Origin of the sequence: uncultured Ruegeria sp. (genome assembly GCF_947504215.1) — a bacterium.
In the GTDB taxonomy this organism is placed as follows: Bacteria; Pseudomonadota; Alphaproteobacteria; order Rhodobacterales; family Rhodobacteraceae; genus Ruegeria.
In genome coordinates this window covers 146,159-172,208 of record NZ_CANNGO010000008.1, presented here as the reverse complement: position 1 = coordinate 172,208, position 26,050 = coordinate 146,159, and the positions used below count along the sequence as shown (strand labels likewise).

Below are 26,050 nucleotides of genomic sequence, written 5' to 3'. Positions count from 1 at the left end.
TTTGGAAAACGTCTATCGACTTGAGACCGTTCCCTCCGCCGGAATTGCCCGGATCAGGTTCGATGGGTTAGCGATTTCGCGCCTCTCAGCCCATTGATCTGGGCACCCCAACGGTTAGGTCAGACAATCTCAGGGGTGACGCAGGGAATCAAGGGGCAATTTGCCCGTTGTTTGGCCAGTTTGGTCTTTAGTTTATAGCCAAAACAGCCTCTGGCAGGTCAGGGGATGCGAGGCTCTGCCTCGCGCTCCGGGATATTTTCAGCCAGATGAAGCGGGAAAGATGTGCTGCCGTTGAACGCATGTTCGGGGAAAGCCGTGTGTATGCTGCGGGGGCAAAAACCCCCGCGCTCAGAAACGCTTTAGCCTTTCATGCCATCCCAAAAAGACTTCACAGACGAGAAGAAGCTGTTGGATTCCGGATGGTTGTCTTCGCCCAGATCATCAAACTCGCGCAGCAGTTCTTTTTGGCGGCTGGTCAGGTTGACCGGAGTTTCGACAGCAAGCTCGATCAACATGTCGCCGACACCGCCGCCGCGCAGGGCGGGCATGCCCTTGCTCCGCAGGCGCATCTGGCGACCTGACTGGCTGCCCGCCGGGATTTGAACACGGCCACGGCCGCCATCGATGGTGGGCACTTCGATAGACCCACCCAGAGCAGCCTTGGCCATGCTGACCGGCACGCGGCAGTACAGGTTCACACTGTCACGCTCGAACAGTTTGTGCTCGGACACTTCGACGAAGATGTAGAGATCGCCCGGAGGGCCACCGCGCATTCCGGCCTCACCCTCACCCGCAAGTCGGATACGAGTTCCGGTTTCGACGCCAGCTGGGATGTTGACCGACAGGGCGCGTTCTTTTTCGACGCGGCCGGCGCCCTGACAGGATTTACAGGGGTTTTTAATTATCTGACCCAGTCCCGAACAAGTTGGGCAAGTTCGTTCGACGGTGAAAAAGCCCTGCTGGGCACGGACCTTCCCCATGCCTGAACAGGTTGGGCAGGTTGTCGGCTCTACGCCGCCTTCGGCACCCGAGCCCTCACAGGCCGAACAGGCCACGGCAGCAGGCACATTGATGGTCTTTTGCAAGCCGGTATAGGCCTCTTCCAACGTGACGCGCAGGTTATAGCGCAGGTCAGACCCGCGCGCGGCACGGCGTCCGCCACCACCGCCACGTTGACCGCCCATGAAATCGCCAAACAGGTCGTCGAACACGTCTGAGAAAGCGCTGGAGAAATCGCCCTGCCCGCCAAAGCCGCCTCCGGGACGGCCCCCGCCGCCCATGCCGTTTTCAAAAGCCGCGTGGCCAAAGCGGTCATAAGCCGCCTTGCGCTCGGCGTCTTTCAGAATGTCATAGGCCTCGTTCGCTTCTTTGAACTGCGCCTCAGCATCCGGGTTGTCTTTGTTGCGGTCGGGATGCAGCTCTTTGGCTTTCGTACGAAAGCCTTTCTTGATCTCGTCCGCCGATGCGCCCTTGGACACGCCGAGCACATCATAGTAGTCGCGTTTTGACATCAGTGTTTCCTTATGTCTCAACGTAATCGGGCCGGCCCGGTAACCGGACCGGCCCGAAATGGCACGGTTGCCCGTTAGTTACGCTTGTCGTCGTCCAGATCTTCGAATTCGGCGTCGACAATGTCGTCTGCGCCCGGGGCTTCATCCGCCGCTGCAGGTTCTTCATCACCCTCTTCGGCTTGTGCCTTATAGATGGCTTCACCCAGCTTCATGGCAGCTTCGGTAACGTTCTGAATGCCCGACTTGATCTTGTCGGCATTCTCGGTTTCCAGCTCGTCCTTCAGCGCGGCAATCGCCAGCTCGATGGCTTCGATGGTGGTTGGGTCGACTTTATCGGCATGCTCTTCCATCGACTTTTCTGTCGAATGGATGAGGCTTTCCGCCTGGTTCTTCGCCTCGATCAGCTCGCGGCGTTCTTTGTCCGCCTCGGCATTGTCTTCGGCGTCCTTGACCATCTTGTCGATATCTTCGTCCGACAAACCACCCGATGCCTGGATGGTGATCTTCTGCTCTTTGCCGGTGCCTTTGTCTTTGGCCGAAACCGAGACGATACCGTTGGCGTCGATGTCAAACGTCACCTCGATCTGGGGCATACCACGCGGGGCTGGCGGGATGTCTTCAAGGTTGAACTGACCCAGGATCTTGTTGTCTGCAGCCATTTCGCGTTCCCCCTGGAAACAGCGGATGGTCACGGCGTTCTGGTTGTCCTCGGCGGTCGAGAAGACCTGAGACTTCTTGGTCGGGATCGTGGTGTTGCGGTCGATCAGGCGGGTGAACACGCCACCCAGCGTCTCAATCCCCAGCGACAGCGGGGTCACGTCCAGCAGAACCACGTCTTTGACGTCGCCTTGCAGAACACCGGCCTGAATGGCGGCGCCCATGGCAACAACTTCGTCTGGGTTCACGCCCTTGTGGGGCTCTTTGCCGAAGAATTTGGTGACCTCTTCGATGACTTTCGGCATCCGGGTCATACCACCGACCAAAACAACCTCATCAATGTCGCCCGCCGACAGGCCCGCGTCCTTCAACGCAGCCTGGCAAGGCTTCATCGATTTCTTGATCAGATCGCTAACCAGAGATTCCAGCTTGGCACGGGTCAGTTTCATGACCATGTGCAGCGGCTGGCCGTTGGCACCCATCGAGATGAACGGCTGGTTGATTTCGGTCTGCGAGGTCGAGGACAGTTCGATCTTGGCTTTTTCGGCAGCTTCTTTCAGACGCTGCAGGGCCATCTTGTCGGCAGACAGGTCGACACCGTGTTCTTTTTTGAACTCGTCCGCCAGGTAGTTGACGATGCGCATGTCAAAGTCTTCACCACCCAGGAAGGTGTCGCCGTTGGTCGATTTGACCTCGAACAGACCGTCATCGATTTCCAGAATGGTCACGTCGAAGGTACCACCACCAAGGTCATAGACCGCGATGGTTTGGGTTTCTTCCTTGTCCAGGCCATAGGCCAGGGCGGCAGCTGTCGGTTCGTTGATGATCCGCAAGACTTCCAGACCGGCGATCTTGCCTGCGTCTTTGGTGGCCTGACGCTGGGCGTCATTGAAATAGGCCGGAACGGTGATGACGGCTTGTGTGACTTCCTCACCCAGATAGCTCTCAGCGGTTTCCTTCATCTTACCCAGAGTGAAGGCCGAGATTTGGCTTGGGGAGTACTTTTCACCGCGGGCTTCGACCCACGCGTCGCCGTTGCCACCATTGACGATGGCATATGGCACCATTTTCTTGTCTTTTTCGACTTCTGCATCATCCACACGACGACCGATCAGGCGCTTGACGCCAAAAATCGTATTGTCGGGGTTGGTGACCGCCTGACGTTTTGCAGGCTGACCGACCAGTCGCTCATCTTCGGTGAAGGCGACGATCGAGGGCGTGGTCCGCGCCCCTTCTGCGTTTTCAATGACCTTTGGCTGAGAGCCGTCCATGATGGCCACACACGAGTTGGTGGTGCCGAGGTCAATACCGATTACTTTTCCCATATGTTCAATCCCTTTCTCTTCAAGGCGATGTCTCGAGGTCCGGACCCGTTATGGCATCCGGTCCCGATCTGGTTTGCGCGACAGCACTACACCATCGCGCGTCCCGGCGTATATAAGGGCGGGAACAGGGGCCTGCAAGCGTTCAGAAATGCAGGTTTTCGCAAATCTGCGGCCTTTTTCCGCAAGGTTTCGGTAAGGAATGGGAAATCTGGGATGGCACGGCTGCTTTTGCGCGGTTTTGATATCAGAAAAGGCTATCTGGATACGGCGGCACAAGCTCAGCTGATCGAAGACCTGCGACCGATTCTGAAAGCCGCACCCTTGTTCCGACCGATGACCCCGTCAGGCAAGGAAATGTCCGTGCGCATGACCTCGGCGGGCGCGGTTGGTTGGGTCACGGACAGATCCGGGTATCGATATCAAACGCACCACCCCAAAGGTGGCGCGTGGCCGGGAATTCCCGAGTCGGTTCTGAACATCTGGCACGAACTGGCCAGCGCTGAACGTGACCCGGACTGCTGCCTGATCAACTACTATAGTGAAGGTGCCCGAATGGGGCTGCATCAGGACAAGGATGAGGCGGACTTTTCCTGGCCGGTATTGTCGATTTCTCTGGGCGACGATGCGCTGTTCCGCATCGGCAACACCACGCGTGGAGGTAAGACCGAATCGATCTGGCTGAATTCAGGGGACGTCGTAATCATGGGCGGGCCCGCGAGGTTGGCATATCACGGCGTGGATCGAATCCGGCACGGATCATCAAAGCTGCTGCCCAAGGGTGGCAGGATCAACCTGACGCTCAGGGTGGCGCATTAGCGGCGGGCGTTCCAGCTTTGCGAGACGTGCTTGCGGGTGAAGAACTCGCCTAGCAGGCCAATCATCAGCAGCGCGATTCCAACCCAAAGGGCGTATTCCCAGCTGGTGTTGCGTGGAAAGTAGTTGCGAAACACAAACCCGCGGCACTGATCGATGATGTGGAACAGCGGGTTCCAGGCAAACATCATAAGAATTCCGCCGCCAAGCGCATTGGCGACGAACATCTTTCCGGAGAACACCATGTTCAGACGTCGGTAAACATTGCTGGCCATAGACGAGAAGGTTGGAAGCCACGGCTTGAGCGCCATGAACACCAGACCAACTGCACATCCTGTGAACCACGACAGGATCAACATTGCAAACGCGCCGCCAGGATCCTGAATCTCGAGCGGTTTGACGGTGACACTGTAGACAAACAGGATCACCAGGATAGACATCATTTGCTTGTAAAGCGTTCCAAACGCAGCCGCCAGAATCATGACCATGACGTTCATTGGGGAATGCAGCATCATCGGGTTATTGACCCCTTTAACCCCGGAGATGGAACCGACTGATTGGACATGCATCATGAACAGGAAAACACCCGACAGGATGTAAAGAATGAACTCCCCCCGGATCTTGGCAACCCGCGTGCCCATGAATGACATGATCAAATAGAAGATCAGCGCCATCACCACCACCTGCATGATGTTGATCAGGATCGCCATGACCGCGTTCGCATGCTGGGAACGTACACTGCGCACCACCGCATGGAACACCAGTTCCATCGTTGTGAATGCGCCGCCCAGCAGCGTTTGGTTCCGCTTGAAATAAAACACGCGACGCGTCTTCCCTGCTTGTTGTCCCTAATCTGGCATGAATATCTTGCCGTTCGGTAACCGGCGCATCATAAGTCCGTCATGAGTTTGGATCAACAAACCACAGGAACGGAGCATTTTTGTGACCTATGACGCCCTCATTCCCGTCATCCGACGTTTGGCCCTGGAAGCGGGCGACAAGATCATGGAAATCTACCAGTCGGATGATTTTGACGTCAAAGTCAAATCCGATTCCAGCCCAGTGACCGAGGCAGACGAAGCTGCTGATGCCCTGATTTCCGCCGGTTTGCGTGTCGCGTTTCCTGACATTCTGCTGGTGACCGAAGAACAGGCCGCCTCGCATTCTGAAAAGGGCGATACGTTCCTGATCGTGGATCCTCTGGACGGTACCAAAGAGTTCATCAACCGACGTGGCGATTTCACGGTGAACATCGCTTTGGTTGAAAACGGCGTGCCAACCCGAGGCGTTGTTTACGCCCCTGCCCGCGACCGCATGTTCTATACTCAGGCCGATGGCCAATCTGTCGAGGAAACCGGCGCATTGGACAAGGATCAACCGGGTACGGTTACGCCGATATCCGTGTCGGATCCTGACAATTCGGCGCTTTTGGTTGTGGCGTCCAAATCTCATCGCGATCAAGCGACCGATGACTACATCAACAAATATCAGGTTCAGGACAGCAAGAGCGCGGGCTCTTCGCTCAAGTTCTGTCTGATCGCGACTGGTGAGGCTGACATCTATCCCCGCGTTGGGCGTACAATGGAATGGGACACTGCCGCTGGTCATGCTGTGCTGGCCGGTGCGGGCGGCAAGGTGGTGCGTTTTGATGATCATTCTGCCCTTACTTATGGCAAAGACGGGTATGCAAACCCGTTTTTCATCGCCTACGCCCCAGGTGTAGACCTGAAGGAAGCCTGATGTCCGTACTGCTTGCCATTCCCGCCCGCTATGCCTCGTCCCGCTATCCCGGCAAACCTCTGGTGCCTTTGACAGGTGCAAACGGCACTGCGATGACGCTGATCGAACGGTCGTGGCGCGCGGCAAAATCCGTGTCCGGCGTCGATCGGGTGGTCGTTGCCACAGATGATCATCGCATCCGCGAGGTTTCCGAAGCGTTCGGGGCCGAGGTTGTGATGACATCCGAGGCCTGTGGCAATGGCACCGAACGATGTGCCGAAGCTCATAGCGTGTTGGGCGCCAAGTATGACATCGTGGTCAACCTGCAGGGCGACGCTCCGCTGACGCCGCATTGGTTTGTCGAAGACCTTATCTCGGGTCTGCGCGCCGCGCCGGATGCGGGTGTGGCAACACCTGTGTTGCGCTGCGACGGAGATGCGCTGAGAGGTCTTTTGAACGACCGCAAACATGACCGTGTTGGTGGCACGACGGCTGTTTTTGCCAGTGATCATAGCGCAATGTACTTCTCGAAAGAAGTTGTTCCGTTCACGGCGCAAACCTATGCGGGCAACGATCCAACCCCTGTCTTTCATCATGTCGGCGTATACGCGTACCGCCCGGACGCACTGGAGTCTTATCCGGATTGGCCGGTGGGGCCACTGGAGCAGCTGGAAGGGCTGGAACAATTGCGGTTCATGGAGAACGGCCGCAAGGTTCTGTGCGTCGAGGTTGAGGCCAAGGGCCGTCAGTTCTGGGAGCTCAACAACCCCCAAGATGTGCCTAAAATTGAGGCTATGATGGCAGATATGGGTCTGGATTGACCGCTTTTCCCCCTGACGTTCGCTATTGCGATGGCATAGCAACCTTCAACTCTGACTCTATGGGCGACATATGAAGACTGTTCTCGTAACCGGTGGCGCTGGCTACATCGGATCACATGCCTGCAAGGCGTTGTCGCAGGCAGGCTATACCCCGGTGACCTATGACAATCTCATCACCGGCTGGCAGGATGCGGTGAAATTCGGCCCGTTCGAACAGGGCGACCTGATGGACCGGGCGCGACTGGACGAGGTTTTTACCAAACATCAGCCGGTGGCGGTGATGCATTTTGCAGCCCTTAGCCAGGTGGGCGAGGCTATGGCAGAGCCCGGAAAGTACTGGTCGAATAACGTTACCGGTTCCCTGACATTGATCGAGGCCGCGGTTGCTGCGGGATGTCTGGACTTTGTATTCTCGTCCACCTGCGCCACCTATGGCGAGCATGACAATGTTGTGCTGGATGAGACCACATCGCAACACCCGCTGAACGCCTATGGGGCCTCAAAACGGGCGATCGAAGATATCCTGCGCGATTTCGAGGCCGCCCATGGTCTGCGCCATGTGATCTTCCGCTATTTCAACGTCGCAGGCGCGGACCCGGATGGCGAGGTCGGCGAATTCCATCGACCCGAAACTCATCTTGTTCCATTGATGCTGGATGCAATTGACGGAAAACGGGATGGGTTGACCGTTTTCGGCACGGACTACGAAACGCCGGACGGCACCTGCATTCGCGATTATGTGCATGTCTGTGATCTGGTGGATGCCCATGTTCTTGGGCTGGATTGGCTGGAACAAGGCAAGGACAGCCGGGTGTTCAATCTGGGCACCGGTTCCGGGTTTTCGGTTTTCGAGGTCATCGAACAATCCAAGTCCGTGACCAATCGCCCGGTCCCTTATACCGTCGGTGCCCGGCGGGCAGGTGATTGCACCAAGCTGGTTTCAGGCTCGCTGCGCGCCGAGACCGAACTGGGCTGGAATCCCAAACGCTCTACCTTAGAGATTATGATCTCAGATGCTTGGCGCTGGCACCAGAACGGCCACTACGAGAAATGAGGATCCTGTGACCAGCAACGCGGCACAGATGCTCCCCCAAATCGGATGGGGGCAGAAGTACCGCCTGCGCTGGAAACGTCGTCGTCTGCTCTGGAGATCGTGGCGCAGCCAAAAGCAGCTGTCCTGCCTGATGGATCGAACCAACACAATCGAGCGTGGAGACATACTGGTTTTTACGACGCTGCGCAACGAAATCACCCGCTTGCCCTGGTTTTTACGCCACTATCGCCGGTTAGGAGTCGACCATTTTCTGATCGTGGACAATGGCAGCAACGATCAATCAACCGAGTATCTTCTGGATCAGACGGATGTCTCACTGTGGCGGACGCATGCCAGCTATCGTGCGTCCCGGTATGGGCTGGACTGGCTGACCGGGCTGCAGATGCGGTACGGTAGCCGACACTGGAACCTGATGGTCGATGCCGATGAGCTGTTGATCTACGCAAATCACGACCACCGCTCTCTGCACGATCTGACCGCCTGGCTGGATCAGCAGGGGCGCGCGGCGTTTGGCGCGTTGATGCTGGATCTGTACCCCAAAGGTCCACTGGGGTCCCAAGCTTATGATCCCGAAACCGACCCGGCCAAAGTTCTGAAGTGGTTCGATGCCGGGCCGTATCGCACACAGCGGCAAAGTCCAGCGGGCAATCTTTGGGTGCAAGGCGGTGTGCGCGAACGCATGTTCTTTACGCAGGTGCGACAGTGCTCTCCGACCTTGAATAAAATCCCGTTGGTGCGGTGGTCGTGCCGCTATGCTTTCGTGAACTCCTGTCATTCGGTTTTGCCCCGAAACCTGAATGCCGCCTATGACGGGCCCAGAGGAGAAACACCGTCCGGCGTTTTGCTACATACAAAGTTTCTGCCGGAAATTGTCGAAAAGTCTAAAATCGAGAAACGGCGACGACAGCACTTTCACGATCCGGACCAGTTCGGGCCATACTATGATGAGATAATTAACTCCCCGGACATGTGGACCCCAAACTCCACTGAATACACAGGCTGGGCACAGTTGCAGCAAATGGGCCTGATGAACGCCGGAGGTTGGGAATGATCACAGAAAACAAGGGCATAAAAACCATGCCCGTCACTAACGGCTTTTAAATCCATTGCTTTGCAAGATGCAAAAATGGCATAAACCGGCAAGACCCTGGTGCCAAACACGTCTTGGCAGACCCGGGGAACGCTCGCGTTATACAAAAGGTTGGGCAGTCGCGTGAGCCTATGGGGATCATATCGAATGAGATTGCGGCGCAAGCGCCGTATTTTGCGATGTGTCAAAAAACGACGCGAGTTGAAGCCGGCCAGCACCAACACCGCAGCGATCCGTTCGGACGATATTCTGCTGATGAGTGTCATCCGCAACGAAAAGATCCGCCTGCCCTATCTTCTGGATTACTATCGCAAACTGGGCATCAATCACTTTCTGTTTGTCGACAATGATAGTGATGACGGCAGCTTTGAGTTTCTGCAAGCGCAGCCGGATGTCTCGGTCTGGCGCACAAAGACCAGCTACAAGAAAGCGTCTTATGGTTTGGACTGGTCAAACTATCTGCTTCGGAAATATGCGCATGGGCACTGGGTTCTGACCGTCGATCCGGATGAGTTCTTTATCTATCCGTTTTGCGATACACGACCGATCCGCGCCCTGACCGACTGGCTGGACGGCTGCGCCGTGCGCAGCTTTGGCACCATGTTGATCGACATGTATCCGCAGGGGCCAGTGGACGCGGAACCTTACACCGAAGGACAAAACCCATTTGATATCGCGCGCTGGTTTGATGCAGGAAACTACACGATCACAAAGAATCCAGTTTACAAAAATCTTTGGATTCAGGGTGGGCCGAGGGCACGTGTGTTTTTTCAAGAGACTCCGGCCAAAGCGCCTGCATTGAACAAAATCCCACTGGTCAAATGGGATAGGCGCTATGTCTATGTAAGCTCAACTCATTCGCTTTTACCGCGCGGCCTGAACCAAGTCTACGATGAGTGGGGCGGAGAGAAAACCAGCGGCGCGCTGCTGCATGCGAAATTGATCAACACATTGGGCGACAAGGCGCATGAGGAGCTGCAGCGCGGAGAACACTACCGTGGGTCCGGCGAATACAAAGCCTATGCGCAGCAGCTTGAGGGTAAGCCCGTTTTCTGGTGCACCTGTTCAGAGAAGTTCCTCAACTGGCGGCAGCTAGAGATTCTGGGTCTCATGTCAAAAGGAAACTGGGCATGAGCAGTCTTGGCATCGTCATGCTGGTACATACAGCATTGGATCGCGCAGAACAGGTGGCGCGACACTGGACTGCAGCCGGGTGCCCGGTCGTGATCCATGTCGATCGCAAAGTGGCGGATGTTGCTTATTCCAAATTTGTCTCGTCTTGCGGAGACAATCCGCTGATTGTATTCTCGGACCGCCATATCTGCGACTGGGGTGGCTGGGGCATCGTCGCCGCCTCGCAATGCGCGTCCGAGCTGCTGCTGGAGTCCTATCCTGATGTCCGTCACGTGTTCTTGTCCTCGGGTGCCTGCCTGCCCTTGCGCCCAGTTCAGGAACTGATCGATTATCTTGCCGACCGGCCCCGCATCGACTTTATCGAAAGCGCAACAACCGCTGACGTCAGCTGGACCATCGGTGGCTTGGATCACGAACGTTTCACGCTGCGCTTCCCGTTTTCGTGGCGCAAGCATCGCAAACTGTTTGACACATATGTCAAATTGCAACGCGCGTTGGGCATCGGCCGACGGATACCCGAAGGATTGATGCCGCATATGGGTAGCCAGTGGTGGTGCCTGACCCGACAAACACTGTCGGCGGTCCTGCAGGACCCGAAGCGCAAAATCTATGACGCATATTTTCGGCACGTCTGGATCCCGGATGAAAGCTACTTTCAAACTCTGGCGCGTCTGTATTCAACCCATATCGAAAGCCGATCGCTGACTCTGTCCAAATTCGACTATCAAGGGCGGCCGCATATTTTCTATGATGATCATCTGCAGCTGCTGCGCCGGTCGGATTGCTTTGTCGCCCGGAAAATCTGGTGGCGCGCGGATCGGTTGTATCAGTCCTTTCTGACTGATCAGGCCGGAGCAATGAAACCAGCCGAGCCCAATCCCGGCAAGATCGACCGGGTGTTCGCCAAGGCCGTTGAACGACGAACCCATGGCCGCGATGGTTTGTACATGCAAAGCCGCTTTCCCAGGCATGGCAGCGAAAACGGCCTGACCTCATCCCCGTATTGCGTATTTCAGGGCTTTTCCGAAGTGTTCGAAGGATTCGAAGCCTGGTTGTCAGACACTACCGGCGCCAAGGTCCACGGACATTTGTTCGGCCCCGACCGGGCCGAGTTTGCGCAAGGTGAAACCATCATCAACGGTGCGCTCACCGATAGCGCGACCCTGCGCGATTACAACCCGACTGCGTTTCTGTCGAACCTGATCTGGAACACGCGCGGTGAACGCCAGTGTTTTCAATTCGGACCAGCCGACACTCAAGACATCAACTGGTTGTTGGCGCGGGACAAAAACGCCCAGATTTCGGTGATCACCGGGGCCTGGGCAATTGACCTGTTCAGATCAAACATGAATTTCGCAGATATCAGAACCGAAGCCGCCCGTCTGCAGCAGATCGAATCCAAACAACTCGAGATTCTGACCTCGGTCTGGACCAAAGCCCGGATGCGCAGCTGGACCCTGGCAGAGTTCATCGAATCCCCGATGGAGCCATTGCAAAGCATTATCGATGAAATCGGAACACAGCAGGCAAGCCACCTGACCGAAGCTCCGACGATGGTCGACCTGTCCGGGTTCGGTCAGTTCCTTCAGAACCTGAAGAACCAGGGAATGCACCCGTACCTGATGGGTGATTTCCCCGCCGATGATGTGTTCGGAACCCAGACCAAACCCTACCGCAAACCCTATCTGGTGCAGTGATCGCCGATGTCAGCCAAGTTCGACTACTTCATCGTTCTGGCCGCAATGCGCACTGGCTCGAACCTGTTGGAAGCCAATCTGAATGCGATTGACGGCATTATCTGCCATGGTGAGGCGTTCAACCCACATTTCATCGGCCGACTAAAATCCGAAGACCTGCTGGGTGTTTCGCTGGCTGAACGCGACACTGACCCAACACAACTGATCAACGCCATTCGGTCAGCCCCGGGATGCCTGAACGGCTTCCGCTATTTCCAGGATCACGATCCTCGGGTTCTTGAGCCTGCGCTAAACGATCCTAAATGCGGCAAGATCATACTGACCCGCAATCCGCTGGACAGCTATCTTTCGCTGAAAATTGCGCGCGAGACCAAACAGTGGCAACTGAAGAACATCAAACGCCGTCTGGACGCGCAGGTTGAATTTGATCCCGAAGAATTTGCAGGCTATCTCGATAACCTGCAGCGCCATCAGGAGTTTCTGCTAAACCACCTGCAGAAATCCGGCCAGACCGCGTTTTACATCGGTTACGACGATCTGAACCAGCTGAATGTCCTGAATGGGTTGGCTGGGTGGTTGGGTGTTGAAGGGCGTCTGGATCAATTGGACGATACGCTAAAGCCGCAAAACCCGGCCCCGCCTTTGTCAAAGGTGACCAATCCGGACGATATGGAACAATCGCTGATTGGAGTGGATTGGTTCAACCTGTACCGCACCCCGAATTTTGAACCCCGGCGCGGTCCGGCAGCGGTACTTTATGTGGCTGCGACCAAAACCCCACTTATGTATCTGCCCATCCGCAGCGGTGTTGAGCCGGTGATCAGGGATTGGCTGGCGAAACTGGACGAAACCCACCCTGACGATCTGATCACTGATCGCAATCGCAAGCAAACCCGCGCATGGATGCAATCCCAAACGGGGCACCGCAAATTCACCGTTCTGCGTCACCCGTTGGCTCGGGCGCACACCGCCTTTTGTACCCGTATTCTGAACAAGGGACCGGGCAGCTATCAAGTGATCCGACACACGCTGCGCAATCGGTTCAAATTGCCGATCCCGGGACAAGTGCGAGACAACAACTATTCCCTCGACCAGCACTATGAGGCATTTGCTGCCTTTCTGACCTTTCTGCGCCACAACCTGGATAGTCAGACGCCGATCCGCGTGGACGGAGCCTGGTGCAGTCAGTCTTTGGTGATCGAGGGGATGTCGGGGTTCGCCATGCCAGATCTGATCCTGCGAGAAGAGGAGTTGGGAACGGCCCTGCCCGCGCTCGCCCGTTCAATGGGTCATACAAACCCACCCGAACCAGAGGTCTGCCCGGAAGACATGCCCTATAAGCTGGAACAGATTTACGACGAACAACTCGAGGCGCTCTCAGCCGAAGCATACCATCGCGACTATTTGCAATTTGGAGTCGGCCCATGGCGGCCGCAGTCGTAAAACCCTATGCGCGCAGGGTGATCAGCGTGCCGCGATTGACCATCGCATAGATCTCTTCAATTTCGTCGTTCTTCACCGCGATGCAGCCCGCTGTCCAATCCGGCGTCTTTTTCGCGCGCTTGAACTCAGACCGCAGATTGGGCTGTCCGTGAATGAAAATATCGCCACCCGGATCAACACCTGCAGCTTTCGCCAAAGCGATGTCCTGCGAGTCCGGATAAGAGATTCCCAGCGACAGGTGATATCGGCTTCGGGGATTTCGGCGATCGATCAGATACGTGCCCTCCGGGGTACGACCATCACCGCGTTTTATCTTCGTGCCGTTCGGAGCAAACCCCAAATCAACATCATATTCCCGAAGGACCTGCTCATGATGAAGAAGATAGAGTTTGCGTGATCCCTTGTTTACAACAAGCGAGGTAACCTCGGGCCCATTGTAAGTCAAAATTCTCGGGCCAGCTGAGGCACAAGCCGAAAGGCTCAGCGTTGCCATAGCACCCAATCCAAATACTCGACGATCCATATTTTTCACTGCCTGCTTCTTTTTTTCGGTTATTATGCCAAAAAAAATAAAAACTGAAATCACTTTTTGATGTTCGACTGCTCAATTAAATGGCGTTCGATGATTTCAAGTCGCGCAATTACCTCGTCCCGGTAGGCATCTGTTTTCACCTCATCTTCGGCATGATGGGCATCCTGCATCGAATTTACGATCAGGCCGACCAGCAGGTTCACCACCGCAAATGTCGTGACCATGATGAATGGGACAAAAAACAACCAGGCATAAGGATACACCTCCATCACCGGGCGGACGATGCCCATCGACCAGCTTTCCAGCGTCATGATCTGGAACAAGGTATAGGCCGACAGCCCAAGGTCACCGAACCAGTCGGGGAAAGATTGCGAGAACAGTTTGGTCGAGATCACCGCACCGATGTAGAAGAGAATTGCCATCAGCAGGAACACACTGGCCATACCCGGAACGGCCGAGATAAAACCTTCGACCACGCGGCGCAGACGTGGCGCGACGGAAATGACACGCAGCACCCGCAGGATGCGCAGGGCCCGCAATACGGACAGCCCCCCGCCCCCCGGGATCAGCGCAATCCCGACGATCAGAAAGTCAAAGATGTTCCAGCCGCTGGAAAAAAACCTGCGGCCGGTGGCGATCAGCTTGATCCCGATCTCGACAACAAAGATGCCCAGGCAAACGCTGTCCAGAAATACGATCAATGGGCCCGCTTGTGCCATCAGCGTGGGCGACGTTTCCATCCCCAGCAACACAGCATTGAAGATAATGACACCGGTAATGAACCGCCCGAAGGCTGGCGCTTCGATGATGGCCAGCAAGCGCTGATTGAACCCCATGTCTCGCTCTCTCCTGTCTGCTCAAGATCCGGGGTTCAGCACAAACCGCGCGGCAAGTTCCGTATGTGACGACCATCGAAATTGGTCAACAACCTGTACCCATTTAAGAGTATATCCTGCATCGACAAGGGATTTGGCGTCGCGCGCAAAGGTCACCGGGTTGCACGAGACATAGGCAATCACCGGGCGTTGCGCCTGAACCAATTCGGCCACTTGCGCTTCGGCCCCTGCGCGCGGCGGGTCCAGAACAACAGCATCAAAGGAGTTCAACTCATCCTGCATCAACGGACGGCGAAACAGATCCCGCGCCTCTGTCGTTATACGCTTGAGGCCTTGCGCCCGGCGCCATCCCTTATCCAAGGCTTGGGTCATGGCAGCTTCACCCTCAACTGCGTGGACTTCCGCCATTTTTGCCAATGGGAGAGAGAACGTACCGCTGCCGGAAAACAGATCAACAACTCGCTTAGCGCCCTGAACAGCCTTCAAAACCGCCAATGTTAGAGCCTGTTCGCCGTCTTTGGTTGCTTGCAGAAACGCGCCCGACGGGGGCACGACCGTGACATCTCCAAACCGTTGAACAGGGGCGTGGCGCATGGCAATCACCTCGCCATCCCAACTGAGCCGCGCGAGCGCATGTTTCTCCGTGGCCTGCGCCAGCGCCAGTTCCAGAGGTCCATCCAGTGGCTTGCCACCTTTGACGGCCACATCCAAACCGCCCTCGGACAGGGTCAGGGTAACGGCAAGAGCCCCCTTTCGGCTGCCGCCCAACACGGCCAGCGCCTCGGCCACTGGAATCGCGGCAATCAGGGCCGGGTCCAACAGATGGCAATCGGGAATTTCTGTGATGGTATCCGAAGCGCGTCCATGAAAACCGGCCAGCGTGCCCTTCTTCGTCCGACGCACAGTGATCGTCGCGCGGCGACGAGATCGTTCCGGCGACGTGTGGATCGGGCGCATAGTCGCCTCTAACCCTTGTGCCGCAAGCGCGTTGCGGACGATGTCGACTTTCCAATCTGCAACAAACGCATCAGACGCATGCTGCAGCTGGCATCCGCCACACGCCTTATAGTGACGGCACGGCGCCTTCACCCGCTGGTCGGAAGGCGTATCCACCCGAATATCAGTCAGGAATTGATCCAGAAGCGTGCCGCTGACCACCTCACCTGGCAGGGTGCGCGGCGCATAGACTGGGCCATCCGCGATGCCATCGCCCTGGTGCCCAAGGCGGTTTATGGTGAATTGTTGCGTCATAGCTGGCCTGATACCGGGGGATTACCCGCAACAAAACCCTTATTCGGCAGCTTCCGCCTGAATGAACCCGCCCGATTGACGATGCCAGAACCGAGCGTATAGCCCGCCTTTTTCCAACAACGCATCATGGGTGCCGGTTTCCACGATCTGTCCATGGTCCAACACGACAATGCGGTCCATCTCGCTGAGCGTCGACAAACGGTGCGCAATGGCCAGAACCGTCTTGCCCTGCATCACCCGGTGTAGTGCGGTCTGAATCGATGCCTCGACCTCGGAATCCAGCGCTGATGTCGCCTCGTCCAACACCAGGATCGGCGCGTCCTTCAGAATGGCGCGGGCCAATGCGATCCGCTGACGCTGACCGCCGCTGAGTTTCACTCCACGTTCTCCCAGATGCGCATCATATCCGGTGCGACCATGCGCATCCTGAAGGCTGAGGATGAACTCATGCGCTTCGGCCTTTTTGGCCGCCTCGACCATCTCAGCCTCTCGGGCGTCAGGGCGACCATAGAGGATATTCTCGCGGGCCGAGCGATTGAACATCGCTGTTTCTTGCGTGACCATGCCGATCTGGCGGCGCAGGCTGTCCTGCGTCACATGTGACACATCCTGCCCATCGATGCTAATTGTACCTTTTTCCCCCTCATAGAGCCGCAACAAAAGCGAAACCAAGGTTGATTTCCCGGCACCGGAAGCACCGACGATACCCAGTTTCTCACCCGGCTTTACGGTCATATTCAGGTCTGTGACACCGCCAACATCCCGGCCATAGGCAAAGCTGACAGCGTCAAAACTGATGCTGCCTTCGGTAACGCTTAGCTCGCCGGCCTGTGATGCGTCTTCGACTCGGTCGCGCTTGGCCAGCGTCTTCATGCCGTTCTCGATTTCTCCGACATTGGCGTACAGACCCATCAGCGTGAAACTGACCCAGCCTGTCATTTGCGCGATGCGGATCGAAACGGCACCGGCCGCAACGATATCGCCAGCAGTTGCACTGCCGGCTTGCCACAGCCAAAGCGTTGCGCCCAGCAACAGGACTGGGAGAATCCCGGCAAGCGTCATCAGAATAAATCGGAAGCTTACCGATAGTTTGCCGAAATCCAGCGATCTTTCGCGCAGCTCGACCATCGAGTGCCGCGCAGCCTGATCTTCGAAATTCGCATGGGCAAACAGTTTGACGGTTTTGATATTGGTGATCGCATCGACCACCTGTCCTGACACCATCGCACGCGCCCCGGCCCGTTCTGCCGATCGTTTGCGGATGCGCGGCAGATACCACCGCACCAGCAAGAAATACACCACAAGCCAGGCCGCAAACGGCAACATCACCAACGGGTGAATAGACCCTAACAAAAGCAAAGAGCCCAAAAGTGACGCCAAAGCGAAGACAATTGCGCTAATCGTTTCCGACACGACCGAGGCCATGGCGTTCGAGGTCTGCATCTGCTTCTGAGCAATCCGGCCCGCGAAATCGTCATCGAAATAGGTCACGGACTGGCCCAGCGTCCAACGGTTCAACTTGGCCAGAACCAATGGCGGGATGTTAGGCATGACGATGTAGTTGTTCGACAGCGACGACAGCCCAAACAGGATGGGTCGCAGCACCATGAAAAACGCCACTGCGCCGAAGATCATCCACATGTTTCCTGCGGTCAGAAAGTCCTCAGGCCCGCTGGAAGTCGCCACATCGATCACCCAACCGAGGATCCAGGCGGTTCCCGCCTCCATCGCCCCAGCGGTTGCCGAGAAGAACGCCGCAATAAACAGCATCGGCCACGCGCCGGATAAGCTCCAGCGAATGAACGCCCCCAAAGTCTGCGGTGGGGGCGTTTCGATGTTGTTGAATGGGTTTATGAGGTCGGCAACCCTCATTCAGCGGCCTCCGGATTCATGAAGCCGCCAGACTGCCGCGCCCAGAACTGCGCGTAAAGGCCGCCCTGCGACAACAGCTCGGAATGCGCACCCTCTTCCACGATGCGGCCCCCATCCATCACCAGAATGCGGTCCATCTGTGCGATAGTGCTGAGCCGGTGGGCAATGGCGATCACGGTTTTACCTTGCATCATGCCGTAGAGGGTTTCCTGAATTGACGCTTCAACCTCGGAATCTAGGGCGGATGTTGCCTCGTCCAACAACAATATCGGGGCGTCTTTCAAGATCACCCGCGCCAGCGTCACCCGCTGCCTTTGACCACCGCTGAGCTTTACGCCGCGTTCCCCCACATGCGCGTCGTAGCCGGTGCGCCCTTCAGGATCCTGCAGGTCAAGGATGAACTCATGCGCCTCGGCCTGTTTCGCCGCTGTGATCATCTGCAATTCAGTGGCATCAGGACGGCCATATAGAATGTTGTCCCGAACCGAGCGATGCAACAATGCGCTGTCCTGCTGAACCATACCGATATGACTGCGCAGACTGTCCTGAGTGACCTGTGCGATGTTCTGATCGTCAATCAGGATAGCGCCGCGTTCAACGTCGTAAAACCGTAAGAGCAGTTTCACGAGGGTCGATTTACCAGCACCAGACCGACCGATCAGGCCAATCTTTTCGCCCGGCTGAACGATCATGTTGATATGATCCAGACCACCGGTTTCGCGCCCGTAATGATGCGACAAATCGCGGATTTCGATCTGGCCGTTTGTCAGGCGCAGAGGCTTGGCAGCCGGGGCGTCCAGCAAATCGACAGGTTGCGCAATCGTCTGCATCCCTTCAGCCACAATACCGAGCTGACGGAAGAAGCTGGTCAGCGCCCACATGATCCAGCCGGTCATGGCGTTCAGCCTCAGCGTCAGCGCAGTTGCAGCGGCGACCACACCTACGGTCGCGCTGCCCTGCATCCACAGATAAATCGCCCAACCCACAACACCAACTATCAGCAGGCCGTTCAGGGTGACCAGAACAGCATCCATGACAGTGAAGATCCGCATTTCGACCTGAAATGTGCGGCGCGTTTCCTCGATCGCTTCGCGCGCATAGTCCAATTCTTGCGCGTTATGGGCGAACATCTTAACCGAATGAATGTTGGTATAGCTGTCCACTACACGACCCGTCACGGTCGAGCGTGCATCAGAGGCCGCCTGCGAGGCCGGTCCAACACGTTTTACGGTCCACCGCACCAGCGCAGCATAAAACGCGAACCAAATCAGCAGCGGAATAAGCAGGCGCGCATCTGCCGCGTACAGCAGAATCGCCGCGCCGATCAGGTAAGCAAGCGAGAATGAAATCGCGTCAAAGACCTGAAACACCACTTCGCCCGCAGCTGGTGGCGTCTGCATAATCCGGTTGGCGATACGGCCTGCAAAGTCGTTTTCGAACCAACCAACCGATTGACGCAGCACGTGTTTATGCGCGCGCCAGCGGATCAGCGTGCCAAAGTTCGGCAGGATCGTGTTGTTCAACAACAGGACGTCGACCAGATGAAGGATGGGTCGCAACAATAGAATAAATGCGGCCATCCACAGCAGTTCGGTTCCGTGGTTTTGCCAGACTTCGGTCGGCGTGCCGCCCAGCAGATCGACAACGCGGCCCATGTAATAGATCAGTCCGATCTCAACGCCTGCCACGATGATGGAAATAAGCCCGGCCCAGAAAAAGACCTTCATGAAGGGCTGTGAGTAATCCAGCATGAACGGCCACAGCCGCGTTGGTGGTGTGTCAGATTCCGTATAGGCGACAAAAGGGTCTACAAGGTTTTCGAAATAGCGAAACATGGAGGATGCTCCAATTGAGCAAGATAAATAGGACGTGCGAAGAAAGATGGCGCCAGAACACCACCCCTACGGGTCGAGCGTTCCGGCTTTAGCCGAACCAGATCCCGTAATACATTCGCATGCCTCCCTCCAAATCAAGTGACAGGCGCAAGTAACCATACTCGATTTGATTTGTCATCCCCTTTTGAGACTTCGTGCTAACCGCCCAGCAAATCTTTGCGGGTCAGGGTAAAGCCCGATGCAATCCAACGCCCTTCCAGCTCGGCCAGTTTCTTGCCCAGCGCCGGACCGGAAAACTCAGGAATCAAGTCTTTGGCCTTGATCGGAAAACGGGCTGACGCGCCTGAATGCAAGGCCTGCCTCAGGTCTTCGGTCCAGGGTTGCTCAAAGAACGCGCAACGCAGCAAGGTTTCGTGCAACCCGCCCTCGTCGCCGTAGCGGTATCCCAGTTCAGCAACGCTTGTTGTCGCCTGCGCCTCATCCCGCATGCGGGTAAGGCGTTGCAATTGCGACCGGCTAAGTCGAAGCGTTGTTGCGTCCTCAGACGTCACCATCGCGGCCAGCCGGCGCACAGGATCGGGTTCGGTCGAGGACGCCTGTTCAAGATGGATCAATGGGCCCAAGGCCCGATCATCCGCACCCGGAAGCAGTTGCGCCAAAACCCCGGTGCTGCGCATTGCGGCAACAGATGGCGCAGGATCAGGTGCGGCCAAAAGTTTCAACAGCTCTGCCCCAACGCGTTCGCGTGACAGCAACGCCAACCCGTCCAGGTTTTTGGAAATTGCGGCCATCGCATCAGGATCAAACCCGGCATCCGGATCGCCATACCAGGCGTGAAAGCGGAAGTAACGCAGCGACCGCAGATAGTCTTCGCGAATACGATGCGCAGCGGTGCCGATGAACCGCACATGGCGTTTTTCGAGATCCGGTAAGCCGTTTAACGGGTCCAGAATTGCCCCATCGGGCTGCGCATAGATCGCGTTCATGGTGAAATCGCGACGCGCCGCATCTTCTTCGACCTTGTCAGAAAAGGCTACGACGGCTCGGCGGCCATCGGTTTCCACATCGCGGCGGAAAGTGGTGATTTCATGCGGGATACCGTGGCTGACAATCGTGACCGTGCCGTGTTCAATTCCGGTTGGAATCGCCTTAAGCCCTGCGTCTTTTGCCAACGCAACCACCTGATCCGGCAGCGCATCTGTGGCAATATCGATGTCTCGGACCGGCACACCCAGCAGCGCATTGCGCACGCAGCCACCGACAAACAAGGCCTGGCTGCCCGCCGCAGTCAGGGCGGCACATACCTTTTGAGTGGACTGCTCCGAGACCCAGGGCTCATCAATCTGCTTCATTCACTCACCCGCGCCGCCAATCCCCGCAATATGCGGGCCGTTGCGCCCCAGATGTAATAGGGGCCGAATGGCACTGTGAAGTACTTTCGCCGCTGGCCACGCCATCTGCGCGACTCTACCACATAATTGGACGGGTCCAGGATATGCTTGAGTGGAACCGAAAACACCTCGTCCACCTCGCCGGGCTCAGGTATCGCCTGGAATGAGTGGCGCAGAATGGCCACCACTGGTGTTACGGAAAACGACGTCACTGTCTCATGCGTCGGCAGGAATCCCAGTACCTCGGGCAGATCGCTCGGCAGGCCAATTTCTTCCTGTGCTTCACGCAATGCTGCTGCGGTGACATCAACATCGCCCTCATCCTGCTTGCCGCCGGGAAAGGCGATCTGACCGGGATGATGTTTCAGGGCCGAAGACCGTTTGGTCAGGATCAGTCGTGGCACGTCATCGACGACGGAAATTGGTACCAGCACACCTGCCGGACGCAGTTTGCGTCCGAGCGGAAGAACGGTTTCCAGGTTCAGGTCAAAATCGCTGGAGCCGTGACCGGGGCGGCGCAGGGCCGCCCGGATCTGTTCAGACGGGTCATGCACCTTCGGCGTCTTCGGCATCAAACCCAACAGTCGCAGGATCCAGCACGTAATGTGACCCGCAGAACTGGCAATCGGCGGTGACTTCGCCTTCGGGCGTGGTCATCTTTTCGATGTCCTTGGCCGAGTAAATCGACAGGCTTTGGCGCACCCGATCTTCTGAACAGGTACAGCCAAACTGCACCGATTGGGCGTCGTAGACCCGCGGCTGTTCTTCGTGAAACAAGCGCACAAGCAGATCGGTCGGCGCAATCGACGGCCCGATCAGCTCCAAATCCTCCACCGTGTCCAGCAAGATGTTGACCCGGCCCCAGTTTTCGCCTTCTTCGCCATCAACCAGATCTTCGGCAGACAGGATTTCGCCCTCACCCTCATTTGACGCCACAAAAGGCGAGGCCTTTGGCATGTGCTGCAGCATGATCCCGCCGGCGCGCCAATGCTCTCCGACATCGGGCTCGGTGGATTTGCCGAAACTCAGTGAGAATCGTGTCGGCAATTGTTCGGATTGCGCAAAATACGCTTCGGCACAGGCGCTCAGCGACCCACCGGCCAAAGGTGTGATCCCCTGATACGGCTGCGTGCCTTCGCCTTGATCAATCATGATGGCGAAATACCCTTCGCCGACTTGATCGAACGGCGCGCCGTCCGTCAAGCGGTCGGGGTCGAAACTGGCATAGGCGCGAATGCGGGCGGGCTCGCCCTCGGCCTGCGGCGCGTAGTAATCGGTTGCGATCATGCGCACGGCGCCCTTGGACTGCACCTGCAACGACAGCTTCCAGCGCAATGATACGGTCTGGCCAATCAATGCAGTCAGCAGGGCCATCTCGGCCACCAACGCTTCGACTTTTTCCGGATAATCATGCTGCTTCAGAATGCCGTCGAGCACACCATCCAGCCGGGCCACGCGGCCACGCATATCCGGTACATCAAGTTGAAAGGGCAGGACGGTATCGTCCCACGCGATTTTCGTTCCAAGAGACATGGGGTTTCCTTACACGCCACGGGTTGGCATACCGCAACCATATAGGTCGAACAGATTTGGTTTTAAGGGGCCATACATGATCAGGCGGTTCGGTGAAACCCCAGAGCCGGGGCGGACATACAAACGAAGGGTCGGAGTTTACGCTTTGCTGCCGCGCGGACGTCATCTTTTGCTGACGTGCCAGACCGAACCAGGCCCCGATCTACAACTGCCCGGCGGAGGTATTGATCCGGGCGAATCGCCTGTTGCGGCCCTACATCGCGAAGTTTTTGAGGAAACCGGGTGGTCGGTTGCAGCACCCCGCCGTGTCGGCGCATTTCGCCGCTTTACCTATATGCCGGAATACGACCTGTGGGCCGAGAAGATCTGCCTGATCTATCGCGCGCGCCCGGTTCGCAGCATGGGCCCACCGACCGAGGCGTTTCACGAGGCGCTTTGGATGCATAGCGCCGACGCGGTCGAGCTGTTGGGCAATGACGGTGACCGGCATTTCGCCGGTCTTCACCTTACAGGGCTTTAGGGCCCGTTATATTCAAACAACACGGCAGACACATCATCGCCCATGCCATCATCAGGGGACATCACCTGCGTTAATCGCCAGAACATATCATCGAGAAACTCAGGCCCACCCGGGCCCGCTGCGCATTCCAATGCCATTTCGCGCAGCCCGTCTTCGTCCAACATCCCGCCGCCCTCAAGGTGGCATTCCGTGAATCCATCCGAGTATAGCAAGAGCTTGTCGCCGGGACGCAGCTGTGTTTGTACCTGCTGAAAAGAGACATCCGGCAACAGCCCGACGGGCAACCCGCCATCGCCCAAAAACTCAGCGTTGCCATCCTGACGCATCACCAAAGGATGCGGGTGCCCGGCTTGGACCATTTTCAAATGCCCGTTGCGCAAATCGACGATGGCATAGACCATCGTGAAATACTCTTCGATCCCCTCATCAGCCATTAGTCGCGAGTTGAGTGTGTCAGCGACATCTTCGGGCGGCAAAAGTGCGTAGAATTTGCTGAACCGCCGTTCCATCGCCACGTTCTGATCAAAATGACTGCTCGACAGGTACCCGCCCAAGCGCGCCGTCATCATTGCTGATGTGATGCCGTGACCAGACACATCGATGCTGTAGAACCCCAACCGGTTTTCACCCGGAGAGAACATGCCCACCAAATCACCGCCAATATGCCCGCAAGGCTTCAGCAACAAACTGACCTGCGATTTTCCGAACTGTCTTGTCAACTCGGGCACCAGTGATTCCTGGATCTTTCGGGCCTGCATCAGATCTTTGTCGATCGCATCATGGGCCAGCTTGAGGTCTTCAAGCGCGGATTCGATGATCCGGTTCTTTTCAGAAAGCTCGCGCTGCATATCCAGAATGCGGGCGCCTGCCGCAATGCGCGCGCGCAGCTCGTCCGCCTCAAGCGGTTTTATCAGAAAGTCATCCGCGCCAGCATCCAGCCCGCGTGCGACCTCTTGCTTTTCGCTCTTTGATGTCAGGAGGATGAAATAGCTGTATTGCTTTGTATCCAAGGCCCGAAACGACCGGCAGAATTCCAGCCCACTCATCCCCGGCATCACCCAGTCACTCAGGACCAGGTCGGGCGGATCATCGGAACACATGGAAAGCGCGACGTCGCCGCTGTCCGCTTCGATCACCTCAAATCCCCATTTCTTGAGGGATGCGACCAAAATACGACGCTGAAGGCGACTGTCATCGACGACCAGCACCTTTCGGATTGCGCCGAAGTCCAAATCTGAATTGGCCTGCTCGAGCCTCACCCCTTGCACCCAACAACCCCTACGCTGTGTCATTTTCGCGAACATGACGAGCCTAGTCCTGTGGAGTTTAACATCCGGTGAAAGCCCGCAGCTAAAGAAATTCACTACGCTTAACCAGCTATTTACCGGGCGCACAGTACCAACGGATATGCGCAATCCGATTCAGGAGAATGGCCATGATCCACTGGCCCAGAGTCAAACAATTGCGGGACGAAGTTGGCGCGGATGAGTTCGGTGAGGTCGTCGAGATATTTCTGGACGAAGTTCAGGAAGTGATCACACGCCTGCACACGGATACTGAGCGGCGCGAGCTTGAGCAAAACCTGCATTTCCTTAAAGGCAGCGCGCTGAGCCTTGGGTTCGATCAGTTCTCGAAACTGTGTCAGGATGGAGAACGCAGCGCTGCCGCAGGCAAAAGCATGGACGTCGATTTGTCCGCAATTCTGGCCGCGTATGATGCGTCAAAGTCAGTGTTCCAGGCTAATCTTGCCGCAAACCTGACCTGATCTCAGATCACGAACTGCGCCAGTGTCTCATCCTCGGTGATGTCAGTATAGGTAAAGCCCGCATCATCTAGATGAGCAAACAGGCGCATGAAGTTTTCGGGCTTGCGGGTTTCGATCCCAATCAGGACCGACCCGAAATTGCGCGCTGACTTCTTCATGTATTCGAACCGGGCGATGTCATCCTCGGGGCCCAGAATGCCCAGAAACTCTTTCAAGGCGCCGGGGCGCTGTGGCAGGCGCAGGATGAAGTATTTCTTAACGCCCGAATAGCGCTGAGCCCGTTCTTTCACTTCCGGCAACCGCTCAAAATCAAAATTGCCGCCCGAGGTAACGCAAACCACGGTTTTACCGCGCACAAAGCTTTGAACATCGCCCACCGCCTCAATCGCCAGCGCGCCTGCGGGTTCCAGTACAACGCCTTCGACGTTCAGCATTTCGATCATGGTGGTACAGATACGGTCCTCGGACAGGGTCAACACATCCGACAAATGGCGATCGCGCAGCAACTCAAAGGGCTTTTCGCCGATCCGACCCACCGCAGCACCATCAACAAAAGTGTCGACATGATCCAGTGCTACGGGATGCCCGGCGGCCAAGGCCGCGCGCAAACACGCGCCACCAGCAGGTTCCACGAACAGGCAATGACTGCGATCACCAAACCATGTCGCAACGCCCGCGGACATACCCCCTCCTCCGACCGGCAACACGATATGATCAGGAGCCGCGCCCAGTTGCGCCTCAAGTTCGACAGCCAACGAGGCCTGCCCTTCAATCACATCTGCATCATCAAACGGAGACAGAAAGTGCCCACCCTGTTCGGCGCACCATGTCTGAGCGGCGGCAAGCGTATCATCGAAATAGTCGCCAGTCAGGTGGATCTCGATACTGTCGCCGCCAAAGATGCGGGTTTTTTGGATTTTCTGTTGTGGTGTCGTAACGGGCATGAAGATCACACCCCGGACGTTCATATGCTTGCACATGAACGCGACGCCCTGGGCGTGGTTACCCGCACTGGCGCAAACGAACAGATCCTGCCCTGTCTGCTTGCGCATAGCGTTGAAGGCACCGCGAATCTTGTAAGACCGAACCGGGCTCAGATCTTCACGCTTCAGCCAGATATCGGCCCCGTAGCGCTCGGACAAATGTGCATTCCGCTGCATTGGAGTTGCAGGAAAAACAGAACGCATCGCCTGTTCAGCGGCACGGGCGCGGGTCATGAAATCGGTCATATCGGTCTCACTGTCGTATCCC

The 26,050-nt window shown here is 56.7% G+C and carries 23 protein-coding genes and 1 riboswitch; of the genes, 10 read left to right on the top strand and 13 right to left on the bottom strand.

The features are described 5' to 3' along the window. Positions 1–13: 13 nt before the first annotated feature. A riboswitch (TPP riboswitch) is annotated at positions 14–120 on the bottom strand. Between the two features lie 239 nt (positions 121–359). Both dnaJ and dnaK read right to left on the bottom strand, forming a co-directional pair. Continuing rightward, complete coding sequence (dnaJ, locus tag Q1B21_RS15365) at positions 360–1,511, bottom strand: molecular chaperone DnaJ (RefSeq protein ID WP_298935920.1); 1,152 nt, start codon at positions 1,509–1,511, stop codon at positions 360–362. 74 nt (positions 1,512–1,585) lie between these two features. Continuing rightward, on the bottom strand, positions 1,586–3,493 hold the full coding sequence (gene dnaK, locus Q1B21_RS15360; RefSeq protein ID WP_298935919.1) for a molecular chaperone DnaK: 1,908 nt from the start codon (positions 3,491–3,493) through the stop codon (positions 1,586–1,588). Between the two features lie 213 nt (positions 3,494–3,706). Between dnaK and Q1B21_RS15355 the strand changes: the two genes are divergently transcribed. Next, positions 3,707–4,309, top strand: a complete 603-nt coding sequence (locus Q1B21_RS15355) for an alpha-ketoglutarate-dependent dioxygenase AlkB (protein WP_299890647.1) — start codon at positions 3,707–3,709, stop codon at positions 4,307–4,309. Here Q1B21_RS15355 and Q1B21_RS15350 read toward each other — a convergent pair. Continuing rightward, positions 4,306–5,127 carry an ABC transporter permease gene (locus tag Q1B21_RS15350; protein WP_298935916.1) on the bottom strand — a complete coding sequence of 274 codons (822 nt, stop codon included), beginning with the start codon at positions 5,125–5,127 and terminating at the stop codon, positions 4,306–4,308. The genes Q1B21_RS15355 and Q1B21_RS15350 overlap by 4 nt on opposite strands. A 121-nt stretch (positions 5,128–5,248) precedes the next feature. Between Q1B21_RS15350 and cysQ the strand changes: the two genes are divergently transcribed. From cysQ to Q1B21_RS15315, 7 genes are all read left to right on the top strand, one after another. Further along, on the top strand, positions 5,249–6,046 hold the full coding sequence (gene cysQ / locus Q1B21_RS15345; RefSeq protein WP_299890645.1) for a 3'(2'),5'-bisphosphate nucleotidase CysQ: 798 nt from the start codon (positions 5,249–5,251) through the stop codon (positions 6,044–6,046). Next, a complete protein-coding gene (locus Q1B21_RS15340) occupies positions 6,046–6,846 on the top strand; it encodes a 3-deoxy-manno-octulosonate cytidylyltransferase (protein ID WP_299890643.1) in 801 nt (266 codons plus the stop codon). The genes cysQ and Q1B21_RS15340 overlap by 1 nt, the downstream gene beginning before the upstream one ends. 70 nt (positions 6,847–6,916) lie before the next feature. After that, entirely contained in the window at positions 6,917–7,900 is a 984-nt protein-coding gene (gene galE, locus Q1B21_RS15335; protein WP_299890641.1) for a UDP-glucose 4-epimerase GalE, read from the top strand. A gap of 28 nt (positions 7,901–7,928) precedes the next feature. Then, positions 7,929–8,951 (top strand): glycosyltransferase family 2 protein, encoded by a 1,023-nt coding sequence (locus tag Q1B21_RS15330; protein WP_299890640.1) that lies wholly within the window; start codon positions 7,929–7,931, stop codon positions 8,949–8,951. A gap of 186 nt (positions 8,952–9,137) precedes the next feature. Continuing rightward, positions 9,138–10,124, top strand: coding sequence for a glycosyltransferase family 2 protein (locus Q1B21_RS15325; protein WP_299890638.1), 987 nt, complete (start codon positions 9,138–9,140; stop codon positions 10,122–10,124). After that, on the top strand, positions 10,121–11,821 hold the full coding sequence (locus Q1B21_RS15320; RefSeq protein WP_299890636.1) for a beta-1,6-N-acetylglucosaminyltransferase: 1,701 nt from the start codon (positions 10,121–10,123) through the stop codon (positions 11,819–11,821). Before Q1B21_RS15325 ends, Q1B21_RS15320 begins: the two co-directional genes overlap by 4 nt. 6 nt (positions 11,822–11,827) lie before the next feature. Continuing rightward, the gene (locus tag Q1B21_RS15315; RefSeq protein WP_299890634.1) at positions 11,828–13,264 is read left to right on the top strand and encodes a sulfotransferase family 2 domain-containing protein; all 1,437 of its coding nucleotides are present in this window, start codon (positions 11,828–11,830) and stop codon (positions 13,262–13,264) included. 4 nt (positions 13,265–13,268) lie between these two features. Here the strand turns inward: Q1B21_RS15315 and Q1B21_RS15310 are convergent, their stop codons facing one another. The 8 genes from Q1B21_RS15310 to Q1B21_RS15275 form a co-directional block, all read right to left on the bottom strand. After that, a complete protein-coding gene (locus Q1B21_RS15310) occupies positions 13,269–13,787 on the bottom strand; it encodes a L,D-transpeptidase family protein (protein WP_298935907.1) in 519 nt (172 codons plus the stop codon). A gap of 59 nt (positions 13,788–13,846) precedes the next feature. Next, positions 13,847–14,632 carry an ion transporter gene (locus Q1B21_RS15305; RefSeq protein ID WP_299890633.1) on the bottom strand — a complete coding sequence of 262 codons (786 nt, stop codon included), beginning with the start codon at positions 14,630–14,632 and terminating at the stop codon, positions 13,847–13,849. Between the two features lie 21 nt (positions 14,633–14,653). Continuing rightward, positions 14,654–15,883 (bottom strand): class I SAM-dependent RNA methyltransferase, encoded by a 1,230-nt coding sequence (locus Q1B21_RS15300; protein WP_299890632.1) that lies wholly within the window; start codon positions 15,881–15,883, stop codon positions 14,654–14,656. Positions 15,884–15,922: 39 nt separating this feature from the next. Beyond that, positions 15,923–17,755, bottom strand: coding sequence for an ABC transporter ATP-binding protein (locus Q1B21_RS15295; RefSeq protein ID WP_299890631.1), 1,833 nt, complete (start codon positions 17,753–17,755; stop codon positions 15,923–15,925). Then, complete coding sequence (locus Q1B21_RS15290; protein WP_299890630.1) at positions 17,752–19,590, bottom strand: ABC transporter ATP-binding protein; 1,839 nt, start codon at positions 19,588–19,590, stop codon at positions 17,752–17,754. The genes Q1B21_RS15295 and Q1B21_RS15290 overlap by 4 nt, the downstream gene beginning before the upstream one ends. A gap of 197 nt (positions 19,591–19,787) precedes the next feature. Then, positions 19,788–20,942, bottom strand: a complete 1,155-nt coding sequence (locus Q1B21_RS15285) for a CCA tRNA nucleotidyltransferase (protein ID WP_299890628.1) — start codon at positions 20,940–20,942, stop codon at positions 19,788–19,790. Continuing rightward, on the bottom strand, positions 20,939–21,553 hold the full coding sequence (locus Q1B21_RS15280) for a CoA pyrophosphatase (protein ID WP_299890626.1): 615 nt from the start codon (positions 21,551–21,553) through the stop codon (positions 20,939–20,941). Before Q1B21_RS15280 ends, Q1B21_RS15285 begins: the two co-directional genes overlap by 4 nt. Next, positions 21,528–22,514 (bottom strand): Hsp33 family molecular chaperone HslO, encoded by a 987-nt coding sequence (locus Q1B21_RS15275; protein WP_299890624.1) that lies wholly within the window; start codon positions 22,512–22,514, stop codon positions 21,528–21,530. The genes Q1B21_RS15280 and Q1B21_RS15275 overlap by 26 nt, the downstream gene beginning before the upstream one ends. 76 nt (positions 22,515–22,590) lie before the next feature. Between Q1B21_RS15275 and Q1B21_RS15270 the strand changes: the two genes are divergently transcribed. After that, positions 22,591–23,034 carry an NUDIX hydrolase gene (locus Q1B21_RS15270; RefSeq protein ID WP_298935898.1) on the top strand — a complete coding sequence of 148 codons (444 nt, stop codon included), beginning with the start codon at positions 22,591–22,593 and terminating at the stop codon, positions 23,032–23,034. Here the strand turns inward: Q1B21_RS15270 and Q1B21_RS15265 are convergent. Further along, entirely contained in the window at positions 23,031–24,293 is a 1,263-nt protein-coding gene (locus tag Q1B21_RS15265) for a PP2C family protein-serine/threonine phosphatase (protein ID WP_299890622.1), read from the bottom strand. The genes Q1B21_RS15270 and Q1B21_RS15265 overlap by 4 nt on opposite strands. 176 nt (positions 24,294–24,469) lie before the next feature. Between Q1B21_RS15265 and Q1B21_RS15260 the strand changes: the two genes are divergently transcribed. Beyond that, on the top strand, positions 24,470–24,799 hold the full coding sequence (locus Q1B21_RS15260) for an Hpt domain-containing protein (RefSeq protein WP_299890620.1): 330 nt from the start codon (positions 24,470–24,472) through the stop codon (positions 24,797–24,799). A gap of 2 nt (positions 24,800–24,801) precedes the next feature. Here Q1B21_RS15260 and ilvA read toward each other — a convergent pair whose 3' ends face one another. Further along, complete coding sequence (ilvA, locus tag Q1B21_RS15255; protein ID WP_299890618.1) at positions 24,802–26,028, bottom strand: threonine ammonia-lyase IlvA; 1,227 nt, start codon at positions 26,026–26,028, stop codon at positions 24,802–24,804. Positions 26,029–26,050: the final 22 nt, after the last annotated feature.

What these genes read in the sequence shown, in the direction of transcription:
- dnaJ (WP_298935920.1), bottom strand. Translation starts at nt 1,511, where the DNA reads ATGTCAAAACGCGACTACTATGATGTGCTCGGCGTGTCCAAGGGCGCA.
- dnaK (WP_298935919.1), bottom strand. Translation starts at nt 3,493, where the DNA reads ATGGGAAAAGTAATCGGTATTGACCTCGGCACCACCAACTCGTGTGTG.
- Q1B21_RS15355 (WP_299890647.1), top strand. Translation starts at nt 3,707, where the DNA reads ATGGCACGGCTGCTTTTGCGCGGTTTTGATATCAGAAAAGGCTATCTG.
- Q1B21_RS15340 (WP_299890643.1), top strand. Translation starts at nt 6,046, where the DNA reads ATGTCCGTACTGCTTGCCATTCCCGCCCGCTATGCCTCGTCCCGCTAT.
- galE (WP_299890641.1), top strand. Translation starts at nt 6,917, where the DNA reads ATGAAGACTGTTCTCGTAACCGGTGGCGCTGGCTACATCGGATCACAT.
- Q1B21_RS15330 (WP_299890640.1), top strand. Translation starts at nt 7,929, where the DNA reads ATGCTCCCCCAAATCGGATGGGGGCAGAAGTACCGCCTGCGCTGGAAA.
- Q1B21_RS15325 (WP_299890638.1), top strand. Translation starts at nt 9,138, where the DNA reads ATGAGATTGCGGCGCAAGCGCCGTATTTTGCGATGTGTCAAAAAACGA.
- Q1B21_RS15320 (WP_299890636.1), top strand. Translation starts at nt 10,121, where the DNA reads ATGAGCAGTCTTGGCATCGTCATGCTGGTACATACAGCATTGGATCGC.
- Q1B21_RS15315 (WP_299890634.1), top strand. Translation starts at nt 11,828, where the DNA reads ATGTCAGCCAAGTTCGACTACTTCATCGTTCTGGCCGCAATGCGCACT.
- Q1B21_RS15310 (WP_298935907.1), bottom strand. Translation starts at nt 13,787, where the DNA reads ATGGATCGTCGAGTATTTGGATTGGGTGCTATGGCAACGCTGAGCCTT.
- Q1B21_RS15305 (WP_299890633.1), bottom strand. Translation starts at nt 14,632, where the DNA reads ATGGGGTTCAATCAGCGCTTGCTGGCCATCATCGAAGCGCCAGCCTTC.
- Q1B21_RS15300 (WP_299890632.1), bottom strand. Translation starts at nt 15,883, where the DNA reads ATGACGCAACAATTCACCATAAACCGCCTTGGGCACCAGGGCGATGGC.
- Q1B21_RS15295 (WP_299890631.1), bottom strand. Translation starts at nt 17,755, where the DNA reads ATGAGGGTTGCCGACCTCATAAACCCATTCAACAACATCGAAACGCCC.
- Q1B21_RS15290 (WP_299890630.1), bottom strand. Translation starts at nt 19,590, where the DNA reads ATGTTTCGCTATTTCGAAAACCTTGTAGACCCTTTTGTCGCCTATACG.
- Q1B21_RS15285 (WP_299890628.1), bottom strand. Translation starts at nt 20,942, where the DNA reads ATGAAGCAGATTGATGAGCCCTGGGTCTCGGAGCAGTCCACTCAAAAG.
- Q1B21_RS15280 (WP_299890626.1), bottom strand. Translation starts at nt 21,553, where the DNA reads ATGCCGAAGACGCCGAAGGTGCATGACCCGTCTGAACAGATCCGGGCG.
- Q1B21_RS15275 (WP_299890624.1), bottom strand. Translation starts at nt 22,514, where the DNA reads ATGTCTCTTGGAACGAAAATCGCGTGGGACGATACCGTCCTGCCCTTT.
- Q1B21_RS15270 (WP_298935898.1), top strand. Translation starts at nt 22,591, where the DNA reads ATGATCAGGCGGTTCGGTGAAACCCCAGAGCCGGGGCGGACATACAAA.
- Q1B21_RS15260 (WP_299890620.1), top strand. Translation starts at nt 24,470, where the DNA reads ATGATCCACTGGCCCAGAGTCAAACAATTGCGGGACGAAGTTGGCGCG.
- ilvA (WP_299890618.1), bottom strand. Translation starts at nt 26,028, where the DNA reads ATGACCGATTTCATGACCCGCGCCCGTGCCGCTGAACAGGCGATGCGT.